This window comes from Sulfurivermis fontis (assembly GCF_004001245.1).
Classification (GTDB): Bacteria; Pseudomonadota; Gammaproteobacteria; order Thiohalomonadales; family Thiohalomonadaceae; genus Sulfurivermis; species Sulfurivermis fontis.
In genome coordinates, this window is record NZ_AP018724.1 from 1,604,627 (window position 1) to 1,619,137 (window position 14,511).

Below are 14,511 nucleotides of genomic sequence, written 5' to 3' on the forward strand. Positions count from 1 at the left end.
CCTGGCATAATAATTTGCGTTTATTCGCGTTCATTTGCGACTCATAGAGGTGAACCCACAATGATCATCATCCTGCAACCGCATGTCACCACGCAGAGTCCGGAATTCGAAAACCTGCGCACCTACATCGCCAACCTGCCGCGGGTGCAGATGCGCGTGCACGAGGAGCGCGGCAGCCAGCAGACACTGACCGAGATCTATCTCATCGGCGACACCGCCGCCCTGGACAAGGATGACATCGCCAGCCTGCCCGGTGTCGAACGCGTGGTGCGCGTATCACGCGAATACCGCGTGCTCGGCCGTCACCATGACGACCAGCGCCCGAGTTATTTCGAGTACAACGGCGTGCGCTTCGGCCAGGACAACCTCAACGTCTTCGCCGGCCTGTGTGCGGTGGACACGCCGGAACACGTGGAGAGCATGATGCGCACCCTGCGCGATCACGGCCAGGTGTGCACACGCATGGGCGCCTACAAGCCACGCACCAATCCCTATGCCTTCCAGGGCCACGGCAAGACCTGCCTGCCCTATGTATTCGAGCTGGCGGGAAAGTATGGCATCAAGGTCATCGCCATGGAGGTCACCCACGACAGCCATGTGCACGAGATTCACGAGGCACTGCATGCCGCGGGCAATCCCACCGGCGTGATGCTACAGATCGGCACGCGCAACACGCAAAACTTCGAACTGCTGAAGATCGTCGGTCGCCAGCGCGAGTTTCCGGTGCTGCTCAAGCGCGGCTTCGGCATCACTCTGGAGGAGTCGCTCAACGCCGCCGAATACCTGGCCTCGGAAGGGAACCGCAACGTGGTGTTCGGCCTGCGCGGCATGAAGACCAACATGGGCGACCCGCACCGCAACCTGGTGGACTTCGCCCATGTGCCGGTGGTGAAGCGCCTGACGCGCATGCCGGTGTGCATCGATCCGTCCCATTCGGTGGGTTCCCGCGAGCGCAGCCCGGACGGCCTGCTCGACGTTTTTCACGTCACCGCCCAGGGCATCATCGCCGGCGCCAACATGGTACTGGTGGATTTCCATCCCCAGCCGCCCAAGGCGCTGGTGGACGGCCCGCAGGCGCTGCTGCTGCCGGAGCTGCCACACTTCCTGGAGGATGTGGCCATCGCCCGCGAGACCTATGAAAAACGTGTGGCGGCGGCCGCCCGGTATGCGGGCTGACACAGGTGTCGCACACGCCAGACCTGACAGTTGACAGTCAATGACATGTCAGCAGCCGCACGGGAGAACTGTTAACACACTGATAATCAATGATTATTCATATGGCACGCATATTGCCACATGAATTGTGTGGAGCAATTCCACCGGCTCTGCGGAGTCGGTGGTGGATTCCCCTCCTTCCACACTGTGGTGTTTTCAGCCGCGCCCGAAATGGCGCGGCTTTTTTATTTCCACCACCCGGCTGCCGGCCCCATCAATTGCCGCGCATGCGTTCCACATAACGGTACAGGGTGCGCTCGCTGACGCCGAGACGCTGTGCCGCACGGGCACGGTGGCCGTCACAGGTCTCCAGGGCGTGCATCACCTCATCGTCGGTGAGACGGCCATGACGCCGCTGCAGCAGTTTGCGGCTGCTGCCCTCCAGCGCCCCCCGTTCGCCCCCTGGCTGTTGCACATCCTCGCGCCGCGGGCCCTCGAACACCAGATGTTCCGGCCGGATGATGTCCTCACCATAGGCCAGAATCGCGGCACGTTCGATGATGTTGCGCAACTCGCGCACATTACCCGGGTAATCGTAGGTCATCAGGGTTTCGATTACCTCGGGCGACAGCGGTACGAAACGATCGCCGTCATCGCTGCTGGACAGGAAATACTCGGCCAATGCGGCGATATCGTCGGGGCGGTCGCGCAGCGGCGGGATACGCACCGGGAAGGCGGACAGACGGTAATACAGGTCCTGGCGGAACTCGCCGCGCTCCACCATCCGTTGCAAGTCGCGGTGGGTGGCGGCGATGACGCGCACGTCGACGTTGATGTATTCGGTACCGCCGAGGCGGCGGATGGTGCCGGTCTCCAGCACGCGCAGCAGCTTGGTTTGCAGCGCCAACGGCAACTCGGCGATTTCGTCGATGAACAGGGTGCCGCCGTGGGCCACCTCGAACAGGCCCTTCTTGCGCCCGGTGGCGCCGGTAAAAGCGCCCTTCTCATGGCCGAACAGCTCGCTCTCGATCAGGTTCTCGCCCAGGGTGCCGCAGTCGACGATGACAAAGGGCCCGCCGCTACGCGGTGAATACTCGTGTACATACTTCGCCACGCACTCCTTGCCGACGCCACTCTCACCCAGCAGCAACACCGTGGTGGTGGTGGGGGCCACGCGCTGCAACAGGCTGGTCATGCGCACCATCGGGCGGGAACGACCGATGAGCAGGGTATCCTGACGCTTCTGGCTGATCGGAAAGATGTACTCGCCCACATACAGCACATTGCCATCATCGTCGAACAGCGGGGTCGATTGAAGCTGCACGTATTCCTCGTGGCCGTTCATGTCGTAATGGATGTGCATCACCTGGGTCGACTGTGCGGTGCTGAAGACGATCTCCAGCGGGCAATGCTCGCCGTGCTGGCTGCAGGGGGCATCCACATGATGAGATACCTCGTAGCAGAAGCGGCCCACCACGTCCTCGCCGTTGCTCAGGCCGTAACGCTTACGGTACTGGGCATTGGCCGCCATGATGCGGTAATGGCGATCGATGACCACGAAGGGGTCGGGCAGGATGTTGATGATTTGCTCACAGGACGGCTTGGCGATGTTGTCACAGGCCATTTACCCCTCCAATCAATATGTTAATTTATTGTTATTTTTGGCAGGCTATGTCATGACAGTGTCCGCCTGTCATGCTGACGTGTCAAGCCTGGCGTTACCTGCAAAAAAAACGGCGGGGACCTGCCCCGCCGTCTTTGATTCCCCTCTGCGACAACCTTACTTCAGGCGTTCGATACCCAGGGCCTTGAGGATGTACTTCTCGAACAGGGGCTCGGAAGAGCCCTTCTTCATCTTGTTGATGAAGTACTTCTCGAAGGCCACCTTGGCCATGTGCACCCACTTGCCCTTCTTCATCCAGGACACGTTGCGCGGCGGGATCTGCGGCATGGCGACGAAGGCCACGCCGGTATCGCCCATGTCCGCCAGGCAGATGGCGTTCCAGGTACCCTTCTCGTCCGGCTCCTTGCCCTCCAGGGCGTTCTTGATGTTATGGACGGTGGCCGACACCATGGACTCGATCATGTAGCCGGTCTTGGGGGTACCGGTCGGTACCGGAGTGGCCTCCACCGGCGGGATGGCGATGCACACGCCGACGGAGTAGATATTGTGCCACTTCGGGTTGCGCTGAAAGGCGTCCACCTTGACGAAACCGCGCGGGTTGACCAGATCCTCACCCACCTTCATCACCGGATCGATGCCCTTGAAGGCCGGCAGCATCATGGAATATTTGAAGGGCACTTCGTGCTCCTTGATGACCTCACCGCTGTCGTTGTGCTCGGACACATACATCTTGCCAGCCTCGACCTTGGTGACTTTGGCGTTGCAGATCCACTTGATGTGGTTCTGGCGCAGTTCCGACTCCAGCATGCCTTTGGAATCGCCCACACCGCCCAGGCCCAGGTGGCCGATGTAGGGCTCGGAGGTCACGAAGGTCATCGGCACCTTGTCACGAATCTTGCGCTTGCGCAGGTCGGTGGCGTAGATCAGCGCAGTCTCATAGGCCGGACCGAAGCAGGAGGCACCCTGCACGGCGCCGACGACCAGCGGCCCGGGATCCTTGACGAACTCCTGCCAAGCCGCATAGGCCTTCTCGGCGTGGTCGGTGGTGCACACGGAATGGGTGTGACCGCCATGGGGGCCCAAGCCCTCGACCTCCTCGAAGGCCAGCTTCGGGCCGGTGGCGATCACCAGGTAGTCGTACTTCACGGAGCTGCCGTCCTGCAGCACCAGGGTATTCTCATCCGGCTTCATCTCGGTGACCGGCTGGGCGATCAGCTTGATGTCCTTTTTGGCCAGATAGTTGGCCATCGGGAAGGTGATGTCCTTGCGGGTACGCCAACCCACGGCCACCCACGGGTTGGATGGGGTGAAGCTGAAGTGATCGGAGCTGTTGATCACGGTGATCTCATGCGCGCGCCCAAGGACGTCGCGGAAATCGTAGGCGGCGGGTAGACCGCCGATGCCGGCGCCCATGATTACGATATGTGCCATCTGGTCTCTCCTGTAGTGTGCTTGTGCCGAGCGAGCCCGGCATTTGTCATCTTCGCGCAATCATAAGGCAATATTTATGCCATTATCAGTGACTCATGGACCGTGCGGTCCGGTTGTCCTCTGTGAGGATGCCTATACAATAGCCCGCTTTTCCGTTTCGACATCCTGCCGATGACCGACCGCTACCTCTCGCCGCTGCACCCCACCCCCGCCCGCCGCCCCGGCGAGCGCCTGCGCTGGGGGCGCCTGTACGGCAGCAGCTACGGCCTGGCCATCGCCTCGGCGGCGCGCGAGCAGGACGGCATGGTACTGGTGGTCACCGCCGACGCACCGACGGCCAGCCGCCTGGAATACGAACTGCGTTTCTACCTGGGCGACGATGCCAACCTGCCGGTGCTGCACTTCCCGGACTGGGAGACCCTGCCGTACGACGCCTTCTCGCCACACCAGGACATCATCTCCGAGCGCCTGGCGACGCTGTACCGCCTGCCCTCCATCAGCCGCGGCGTACTGATCACCCCCATCGCCACCCTCATGCACCGCCTGCCGCCACGGGAGTATCTGGAGGGCCACAGCCTGGTGCTGGATGTGGGCCAGCGCATGGACCTGGAGCAAATGCGTCGGCGCCTCGACGCCAGTGGCTACCGCTGCGTGTCGCAGGTGATGGAGCACGGCGAGTTCGCCGTGCGCGGCGCCCTGTTCGACCTGTTCCCCATGGGCAGCGACCTGCCCTACCGCATCGAGCTGTTCGACGACGAGGTGGAGAGCATCCGCACCTTCGACCCGGAGACCCAGCGCACCCAGGAAAAGGTCCACTCGGTGCGCCTGCTGCCGGCACGCGAGTTCCCCCTCGGCGACGCCGCCATCAAGCAGTTTCGCAGCGCCTGGCGCCTCGCCATCGAGGGCGACCCGCAACGCAGCCTGATCTACCGCGACGTCAGCAACGGTTTCGCCCCACCGGGCATCGAGTACTACCTGCCGCTGTTCTTCGACCACACCGCCACCCTGTTCGACTACCTGCCGGGGCAGACCCTGGTGCTCAGCACCGAGGGCGCCGAGGATGCCGCCGACGGCTTCTGGGGTGAGTGCAAGGAGCGCCACGAACAGCTGCGCCACAACATCGAACGCCCGCTGCTGCCGCCGGAGCGCGTGTTCCTGCGCGGCGACGAGGTGCTGGGTGCGCTGGCACGTTACCCGCGCACCCAGTTGCAGCGTTTCGAGCTGGAGGCGAAGGCCGGGCATCTCAACTTCGCCTGTGACAATCCCCCCAGCCTGACCCTGGACGTGCGTTCCGAACAGCCCACCGCCGCCTTGCGCCGTTTCCTCGGCGAATTCCCCGGCCGCGTGCTGTTCGCGGTGGAATCCGCCGGCCGCCGCGAGGCCCTGCTCGACCTGCTGGTCGGTGCCGACATCAAGCCCAAGGCGGTGGAGTCCTGGCAACAGTTCCTCGACAGCGATATCACCCTCGGCCTGCTGGTAGCACCGCTGGAGCAGGGCCTGCTGTTGCAGGATCCGCCGCTGGCCGTCATCGCCGAACCACAGCTGTACGGCGAACAGGTGATGCAGCGGCGCCGCCGCAAGGTGCGCGCGACGCGTGACGCCGACGCGGTGATCCGCAACCTGGCCGAACTGCAGCCCGGTGCGCCGGTGGTGCACGAGGAACACGGCGTCGGCCGCTACCTCGGCATGCAGACCCTCGATGCCGGCGGCATTACCCAAGAATTCCTCACTCTGGAATACGCCGGCGGCGACAAGCTCTACGTGCCGGTATCCTCGCTGCACCTGATCAGCCGCTACACCGGCGCGGCGCCGGAATCGGCCCCGCTGCACAAACTGGGCAGCGGGCAGTGGGAAAAGGCCAAGCGCAAGGCCAGCGAAAAGGTGCGTGACGTAGCGGCGGAACTGCTCGCCATCTACGCCCAGCGCGCCGCCCGCAAGGGCCATGCCTACACGATCGATTGGGCCGCATATCAGGCCTTCGCCGCCGGCTTCCCCTTCGAGACCACCCCCGATCAGCAGGCCGCCATCGACGCGGTGCTCAACGACATGGAAACGCCGCAGCCGATGGATCGCCTGGTGTGCGGCGACGTCGGTTTCGGCAAGACCGAGGTCGCCATGCGCGCCGCCTTCGTCGCCGTGATGGGCGGCAAGCAGGTGGCCATGCTGGTGCCCACCACCCTGCTCGCCCAGCAGCACTACGAAAACTTCCGCGACCGCTTCGCCGACTGGCCGGTGCGCATCGAAAGCCTGTCGCGCTTCCGTACCAAAAAGGAACAGGACCAGGTCATCGAAGGCCTGCAACAGGGCAAGGTGGACATCATCATCGGCACCCACAAACTGCTGCAGGAGAATATCAAGCTGGAGCGACTCGGCCTCGTCATCATCGACGAGGAACACCGTTTCGGCGTGCGGCAGAAGGATCGCTTCAAGGCGCTGCGCGCCGAGGTTGACGTGCTGACCCTCACCGCCACGCCGATCCCGCGCACCCTCAACATGTCGCTGGCCCATATCCGCGACCTGTCCATCATCGCCACCGCACCGGCGCGCCGCCTCGCCGTGAAGACCTTCGTCACCGAATGGCAGCAGCCGCTGATCCACGAGGCCTGCCTGCGCGAGATCAAGCGCGGCGGCCAGGTCTACTTCCTGCACAACGATGTCGACACCATCGAGAAGATGGAACAGGAGTTAGCGGCGCTGATCCCCGAGGCCACCGTGCGCCACGCCCATGGCCAGATGCGCGAGCGCGAACTGGAACGGGTGATGTCCGACTTCTACCACCAGCGCTTCAACATCCTGGTGTGCACCACCATCATCGAAACCGGCATCGACATCCCCAGCGCCAACACCATCATCATCAACCGCGCCGACCGCTTCGGCCTGGCCCAGCTCTACCAGCTACGCGGCCGCGTCGGCCGCTCCCACCACCGCGCCTACGCCTACCTCATCGTGCCGCCGCGCCGGCAGATGACCGACGACGCCATCAAACGTCTGGAAGCCATCGAGGCCATCGAGGAACTGGGCACCGGCTTCACCCTCGCCACCCACGACCTGGAGATCCGCGGCGCCGGCGAACTGCTCGGCGAGGAACAGAGCGGCCAGATGCAGGAGATCGGCTTCAGCCTATACAGCGAACTGCTGGAACGCGCCGTCGCCGCGCTGAAGGCCGGCCGCGAACCGGAACTGGATCGCCCGCTCGACCACGGCACCGAAGTCGACCTGCACATCCCGGCCCTGATCCCCGACGACTACCTGCCCGACGTGCACAGCCGCCTGATCATGTACAAGCGCATCGCCAGCGCCGAAAGCCTGGAAGAACTGCGTGATTTGCAGGTGGAAATGATCGACCGCTTCGGCCTGCTGCCGGAACCGGCCAAGAACCTGATCCGCGTCACCGAGCTGAAACTGCACGCCACCCCGCTCGGCATCCGCAAGATCGAACTCGGCCCCGCCGGCGGCCGCATCACCTTCAACCCGCAGCCCAACATCGACGGCATGAAGATCATCCAGCTGATCCAGACTCAGGCGAAGGTCTACAAGCTGGACGGGCAGGAGCGCTTGCGCATCGTGATGGATATGCCGGATGCGGAGAGTCGGTTTGAGTTGTTGGAGGGGTTGCTCAAGCGCTTGGGCAGCTGAGCTTCAGCCGTTCCCGCTGTCAGACAGCAGGTCCCTTCTCCCTCAGGGAGAAGGACAGGATGAGGGGTGATCAGTTGTGCGCCATGCGCACGCTGACTCTAACGGGGATTCCGCCCCCCTGCTCCGGGATGGTGCGCGCTATCGCGCGGTTGTATTGGGTCGGGGTTCCGCCCCCGTACGACGTGTTACTTTCTTTTGCGCGGCCAAAAGAAACTAAGGAAGCTCTGAATAAGTTCAGAGCTTCCGCGGCACAGGGATGTGCCGCCATTTTTCAACGACGATAAGTCGTTGAAAAATGAAGCCAAGCGAAAATCACACTTTTCGCTTGGCGTGGTCTGAAAAGTCCAGGATGGACTTATTCAGACCTTCCCTAACGAAAGAAAAGGCCGCCCCGATGTCTCGCCGCTATCGCGGTCCCCTGCGCTACTCGCCCGGAGCGGGTTCTTCCGACGGCACGTCCATGTGCCGACGGAAGAATGCGCGCCATCCATGGCGCGCCCCCTACGGGCAATTCCGCCCCGGACTGCGTTGCTCGGCGAGACAGAGGGGTTTGAAAGTCAAACCCGGCTCGCCTAACGGCATCGCGCGGATGGCGTGCGCTACGCGCACGCAAAAACCAAATGCGTGTTGGGTTGGCCTAAGGCGTAATCCAACGGTAAACTCCCCCCGATAACACTCTTGAACGGCGATTTGCCAGACATGTAGTGTTATACGGCAAAGTTGCAGTATATTCCCCCATGGGTTCCCTCAGCGCAGGATGCCTTGACCCGTGGAAACAACAATTTGCATAAAATGGATCACTTCCCGGCCCGTTATATCTGGCAATGAGCCGTTCATTTATCGTTAGCGACAATGGAAGCTGACGCATGTCGAGTTATGAGAGTGCTTCAATCTACCTACAGATCGCAATCGGGGTCGTGGCTATCTGCACCTTGGCTGTCTATTACCATCAGTTGCGTGTGATGTCGCGGCAGTTGAGTGCAATGCAGGAGTCATCGAAGGCACAAAGCAGCCTCTCGCTTGTTGAGTTCCTGCAGGCGCCGGATGTCCGTCATGCGCGCCACATCGTCCGAAGCGTGCTCTCGAAGAAGCCAATTGGCGAGTGGTCTGAGGAGGAGCGGAACAGCGCATCGGTCGTTACCGCAAACTACGACGTAGCCGGCGCCTTGATTAAGGGTGGGTTAGCACCCGTCGAGTTGGTGGCAGCCAATTGGGGGCCAAGCATCATCTACTGCTACGAGGTGCTCGCGCCGTACATCGAAGAGCATCGGAACCGTCCCGACGCACACCCGCGATATTGGAGCAACTTTCAGTGGCTGGCTGAAAGGGCCGAGGAATGCTGCTAGTTGGCAAGGGCACCGCTAGAACAACCGGGGACAGACCACGGTATTCCCCATCCCGCGTGCGCGAAGCGCACGCCACCCGCGCGATGCCGAAGGCGAGCCGGGTTGAAACCCCGTCTGCCGCGCCGAGCATCGCAGCCCGAATCGGATTAAGCCCGGAGGGGACATGCCAGGGATGGCATGTCCTCGCCTTCGCGCCAGGACGGCGCGTAGGCGAGCGCCGATTCGGGCGAGAAGCACAGGGTACCCGCAGGGCGCGGGAGTCGGGCGGCCTTTCTTTTCGTTAGTTTTCTTTGGCCGAACAAAGAAAAGTAACCCGGCGTAGGGGGACGGAATCCCCCGCCAAAATCAATCCGCGATAGCGCACCAACCCACCGGTGGATGCACTACCCTCATCCACCCTACATAAGCCGCCAGACGCCGCTATCGCCCAATGAATTGGGCTCCCACGCAGGGGCATATTAGTCGCGCAACAACCGGGAACATAGGACGGCATCCCACATCCCGCGTGCGCGTAGCGCACGCCACCCCCGCGATGCCGCAGGCGAGCCGGTTTTGACTTTCAACCCCCTGTGTCTCGCCGAGCAACGCAGCCCGGAGCGGAATTGCCCGCAGGGGGCGCGCCATGGATGGCGCGCATTTCTCCGTCGGCACATGGACGTGCCGTCGGAGAAACCTGCTCCGGGCGAGTAGCGCAGGGCACCGCGATAGCGGCGAGACATCGGGGCGGCCTTTCTTTTCGTTAGTTTTCTTTGGCCGAACAAAGAAAAGTAACCCGGCGTAGGGGGACGGAATCCCCCGCCAGAATCAATCCGCGCGCCGGCGCACATCAGCTCCGCCAAAACGTTGTATCGTGGATACGATCCGCTCCTACATATTACTCACAAACGGTATCCGCACCTGCGCCACCGTCCCTCCCCCAAGGCGTGGCAACAACTCGATGGTCCACTGATTGGCCTCGGCCAACTGCCTCGCAATGGCAAGTCCCAATCCGCTGCCACCGGTCTGGGCGCTGCGTGATTGTTCCAGCCGATAGAACGGACGGAACACCGCCTCGCGTGCCTCCGCGGGGATGCCGGGACCACGGTCCATGATGGTCAGGGTCAGGCCGTGCTCATCCCAGCCGTATTCCACCTCCACAGGATTGCCGGCGCCATAGCGCACGGCGTTCTCCAGCAGATTGGCGACGATGCGACACAGGGCCAGCTTGTGCAGCTGGATGCGACAGGGACCGGTATCGCGCCAGGTGACCACGGCGCCACCACGGCGGGCGTTGTCGCTCAGCTCGCGTACCGCCTCGCGCACGTCCACCCACTCCAGCTTCGCCTCGCCCAGGCCGCGGCTGATCTCGAGGAACTGGCCAATAAGACGATTCATTTCTTCCAGATCGCGCTGCATGCCCTGCACCAGTTCCGGCTCGATCTGCGCCGGCAGCATCGCCAGCGCAAGCTGGATGCGCGCCAGCGGCGTGCGCAGGTCGTGAGAAATTCCGGCGAGCAAGGTGGTGCGATTGGCCAGCAGCTCGCGCACCTGCTGGCCCATCTGGTTGAAGCTGTGGGCCAGTGCCGCCATTTCCTGCGGCCCCTGCTCCGGCACCGGTGCCGGCCAGTGGCCGCTGCCCAGATGGTGTGCTGCGGCTGCCAGGTTTTCCAGCGGCCGACTGAGGCGCCGCGCCAGCAGCACGGCGGTGCCGAGGATCACCAAGCCGCCCACGCTCAACACGAGAAACAACGCGATGGGCGGATGAACGCCGATGCGGCTGCGGCTGAAGCCGAGGCGCACGGCCTCGTTACCGACGGCCAGATCGGCCCAGAACCATTCGTCCTCGCCCTCGCGACTCATGCGCAGCGAAACAGGCTGACCGGTCAGGGTCTGCAATTCGTCTTCCAGGAAATACACGTAGGGCAGCAGGCTGGTGGAGTACGGCAACGACTGTTCCGCCTTGCCCACATACAGCAGGTGCAGATGCCATACCTCTCCGGCATAACGTGGCCGCTCCTGATCCGGACGCTGTTGCCAGTTGTGCGCCGTCTGCACCATCAATGCGGCCAGATCGTCGGCAGAACGCTTGCCGACCGGCAACAGCATGAACTGGCCGATGACCCAGGCGGTGAACAACTGAAAGACGATCGACACCACAGCAATGGTGAGCAGCAGGCGGCCAAACAGCGTACGCAGCGCCGGGATGGACATGCCGCTAGGCCTGCGGGCAGAACATGTAGCCCTCGCCCCACACGGTGCGGATGTACTGCGGGCTCGCCGGGTCTGCTTCGATCTTGCGCCGCAGACGGTTCACGCGCACATCGATGCTGCGATCGAAAGGATTGCGCTCATAGCCCTTCAGACGCTCCAGCAGCGCGTCCCGCTCCAGTACGCGGTTCGGGTGTTCGGCGAACACCCGCAGCAGGGCGAATTCACCGGTGGTCAGCGTCACCTCGCTGCCGTCGCGCAACAGACGATGGCGCTCCAGCTCGAGCCGATAGGGACCGAAGCCGATGGCCGCCTCGCCCGCTGCCGCAGGCACCGCGCGCTGACGTCGCAGCACGGCGCGGATGCGCGCCAGCAGCTCGCGAGGGTTGAACGGCTTGGGCAGATAATCGTCGGCGCCGATCTCCAGACCGACGATGCGGTCGACATCCTCGCCGCGCGCCGACAGGATGACGATGGGGATATCACTGCTGCTGCGCAGACGCCGGGCCAGGGTGAAACCGTCCTCACCGGGCAGCATCAAGTCCAGGATCAGCAGATCTGGTTGCCGTTCTGCCATCGCAGCGCCCATCGTTGTGCCGTCGGCCACGGCGGTGACGTCGAAGCCGTTCTCGGTGAGATAGCGGGTCAGCAGATTGCGCAATGCCGCATCATCGTCCACCACCAGCACATGTTCTTTGCCATTTAGCATATTCCGCCACCTGTTGATATAGCGCAGAAACATCCTGTTACAACTTGTTACAGCTGCGACATTCCGCGGCAACACCCTCGCGTCACGCTGCATCCCGACGCACAAACATCACAAGGGGAATTATATGCACCACTCTGCAGCGCGCCGCAAACTTCGTATCGCAACCCTGGCCGCAGCACTGGCCTGCAGCATGGGAACGCAGGCCGCAGACCCCCATGCCACCCAACCCAATCAGGCAGAGGCGCAAAAAATGATGCAGCAGATGCTGTCGATCATGACGCCGGAACTGCGCAGCAAGGTGCAGTCGCTGTCGCCGCAGAGCCGTCAGACCATGATGCGCCTGCAGAGCCTGCACGATCGCCGCAGCGACAGCCTGACCATGGTGCAGGTGATGCAGGAAATCCTCGCCGACTACCAGCGCATGGCCGCCGCCATCGCCACCGACAACGCGGACATGGCCATCGACGCCGCCCACAACCTGGCGCACCACCGCCTGCCGCGCGGCGGCCTGCTGCCCTACATGCCGCTGGACAAGATCAGCAATGAAAGCGTCGATGCCCTGCTCGGCTTCCAGGACATGGTGGAAGGCAACACCCTGCGCCTGGCCGACGCCGCCAAGGAGGGCAACATGGCCAAGGCCGCCGGATATCTCGGCCAGATCGCCCAGGGCTGTGTCGCCTGCCACAACCACTTCCGTGGTCAGCCGGGCATTTCTCCCAACGTAGCGCCGAAAAAATAAAAGGAAGCTCTGAATAAGTTCAGAGCTTCCGCGGCACAGGGATGTGCCGCCATTTTTCAACGACGATAAGTCGTTGAAAAATGAAGCCAAGCGAAAATCACACTTTTCGCTTGGCGTGGTCTGAGAAGTCCAGGATGGACTTATTCAGACCTTCCAAAACATAGCGGCGCATATTTTTAGTGGAGGGAGGGGAATCACAATGTCTGCAAGTACGATAAAAAGAGCAGCAGCCTTGACGGCGATGTGCGGCCTCGCCGGTCTGGCGCATGCCACCAACGGCGATCAGATGCTCGGCGTCACGGCGACGCAATGGGGCATGGCGGGTGCGGTGGTGGCGGCGCCGCAGGATGCCGGCACGATCCTGACCAACCCGGCGGGCCTCGCCACGCTGGAGATGAGCGAGTTCCGTGCCGATATGGGGTTCGGTTTTCTCAACCCGCCGCGCAAGGCCAATGGCGCCGAAAGCGACTCCGATCTCTACATGATCCCGTCCGGTGCCCTCGCCTTCCGCCTCGATGACCAGCTGACCCTGGGCATGGGCATGGCCGGTTTGTCAGGCATGGGCGTGGACTTTGCCGATATCATGGCGGCGGCCCCGGGAAACCAGCCGGTGGTAACCACCAAGCAGTTCTTCAAGATTGCTCCCGGCTTTGCCTACAAGGTGAATGATCGGCTCAACGTCGGCGCCGCACTCAACATCGACTACCAAAGCCTGGCCCTGTACAACTCCGCCATGTCGCTGCCGCAAAACCAGGTCTACGGTTTCGGCGCGTCCTTCGGCCTGACCTACCAGATCAGCGATACGCTGCGCCTCGGCGCCGCGTATATCAGCGAGCAGAACATGCAGGCCTTCAAATGGAATACCGCGGCGGGAAAGTTTGAAATGACCATGGATGCGCCACAGACGCTGCAGGTCGGCCTCGCCTACATGCCCAACCCCGAGCTGCTCATCGAGGCCGACATCAAGCAGATTCAATTCAGCGATGTGCTGGACAAGGTCACGCTGAAAACGCCGGGCGGCGATCAGGTGATGAACTTCGGCTGGGACGATCAGACGGTCTTCGCCATCGCCATGCAGAAAAAAGTCAACGACAAGACCACGGTGCGCGTCGGCTACAACTACGGCGCCTCCCCCATCGAGGCTGAAGACGTCGCCAACAATTTCGGTTCCCTCGCCGTCACCGAACATCATCTGGCGCTGGGCATGACGCGCCAGATGACGCAAAAGGCGGCGGTGAGCCTGTCCTACGTCCGCGCCTTCAACAACGAAATCAAGGACAGCGTGGGCAATTCGATCGAGTTGGAACAGAACGTCATCAACCTGCAACTCAGCTATCGCAACTGAGAAAGGAGTCGGACATGACTGTCGATCGCATCGTACATCTGGTGGCGGGAATGATGGTCCTGCTCAGCCTGCTGCTGTCCCATCTGCACCATCCGGACTGGATCTGGCTGACAGCCTTCGTCGGCCTGAATCTGGCCCAGAGTGGCATCACCAGCTTTTGCCCGCTGGCCTTCCTGCTGAAGAAGGCGGGTGTACCGGAGGGCAATGCCTGCGCTTGACCTGGCGCGGCACAGGTCCAGCGCCTGGGTCGTCCACACAGTCTCCATCAGCCGCACCCCTGCAGCTGTGGACTTTTATAGCGGCCTTCGGGCCGCTTTTTTTCTTGGAACGGGGCGGCAA

The 14,511-nt window shown here is 62.6% G+C and carries 10 protein-coding genes; 6 read left to right on the top strand and 4 right to left on the bottom strand.

Translation table 11 applies throughout. The features are described 5' to 3' along the window. The first annotated feature begins 60 nt into the window (after positions 1 to 60). Positions 61 to 1,176: a 3-deoxy-7-phosphoheptulonate synthase gene (locus EP379_RS08200; RefSeq protein WP_127477341.1), complete on the top strand. Its 1,116-nt coding sequence runs from the start codon at positions 61 to 63 to the stop codon at positions 1,174 to 1,176. 253 nt (positions 1,177 to 1,429) lie between these two features. On the opposite strand, the gene EP379_RS08205 is transcribed toward EP379_RS08200, so the two are convergent. Both EP379_RS08205 and EP379_RS08210 read right to left on the bottom strand, forming a co-directional pair. After that, positions 1,430 to 2,779 carry a sigma-54 interaction domain-containing protein gene (locus tag EP379_RS08205; protein ID WP_127477342.1) on the bottom strand — a complete coding sequence of 450 codons (1,350 nt, stop codon included), beginning with the start codon at positions 2,777 to 2,779 and terminating at the stop codon, positions 1,430 to 1,432. A 156-nt stretch (positions 2,780 to 2,935) separates the two neighbouring features. Next, complete coding sequence (locus EP379_RS08210; RefSeq protein ID WP_127477343.1) at positions 2,936 to 4,210, bottom strand: NAD(P)/FAD-dependent oxidoreductase; 1,275 nt, start codon at positions 4,208 to 4,210, stop codon at positions 2,936 to 2,938. A gap of 171 nt (positions 4,211 to 4,381) precedes the next feature. Between EP379_RS08210 and mfd the strand changes: the two genes are divergently transcribed. Beyond that, on the top strand, positions 4,382 to 7,846 hold the full coding sequence (gene mfd / locus EP379_RS08215; RefSeq protein WP_127477344.1) for a transcription-repair coupling factor: 3,465 nt from the start codon (positions 4,382 to 4,384) through the stop codon (positions 7,844 to 7,846). Positions 7,847 to 8,712: 866 nt separating this feature from the next. Then, positions 8,713 to 9,192, top strand: coding sequence for a DUF4760 domain-containing protein (locus tag EP379_RS08220; protein ID WP_127477345.1), 480 nt, complete (start codon positions 8,713 to 8,715; stop codon positions 9,190 to 9,192). 867 nt (positions 9,193 to 10,059) lie between these two features. Here EP379_RS08220 and EP379_RS08225 read toward each other — a convergent pair. Further along, positions 10,060 to 11,382, bottom strand: coding sequence for an ATP-binding protein (locus EP379_RS08225; protein WP_197722880.1), 1,323 nt, complete (start codon positions 11,380 to 11,382; stop codon positions 10,060 to 10,062). A gap of 4 nt (positions 11,383 to 11,386) precedes the next feature. Further along, positions 11,387 to 12,088: a response regulator gene (locus EP379_RS08230; protein ID WP_127477346.1), complete on the bottom strand. Its 702-nt coding sequence runs from the start codon at positions 12,086 to 12,088 to the stop codon at positions 11,387 to 11,389. Between the two features lie 124 nt (positions 12,089 to 12,212). Between EP379_RS08230 and EP379_RS08235 the strand changes: the two genes are divergently transcribed. From EP379_RS08235 to EP379_RS08245, 3 genes are all read left to right on the top strand, one after another. Next, on the top strand, positions 12,213 to 12,827 hold the full coding sequence (locus EP379_RS08235) for a hypothetical protein (RefSeq protein ID WP_127477347.1): 615 nt from the start codon (positions 12,213 to 12,215) through the stop codon (positions 12,825 to 12,827). 241 nt (positions 12,828 to 13,068) lie between these two features. Continuing rightward, entirely contained in the window at positions 13,069 to 14,172 is a 1,104-nt protein-coding gene (locus EP379_RS08240) for an OmpP1/FadL family transporter (protein WP_232024014.1), read from the top strand. 14 nt (positions 14,173 to 14,186) lie between these two features. Continuing rightward, on the top strand, positions 14,187 to 14,390 hold the full coding sequence (locus EP379_RS08245) for a YgaP family membrane protein (protein WP_127477349.1): 204 nt from the start codon (positions 14,187 to 14,189) through the stop codon (positions 14,388 to 14,390). Positions 14,391 to 14,511 lie beyond the last annotated feature (121 nt).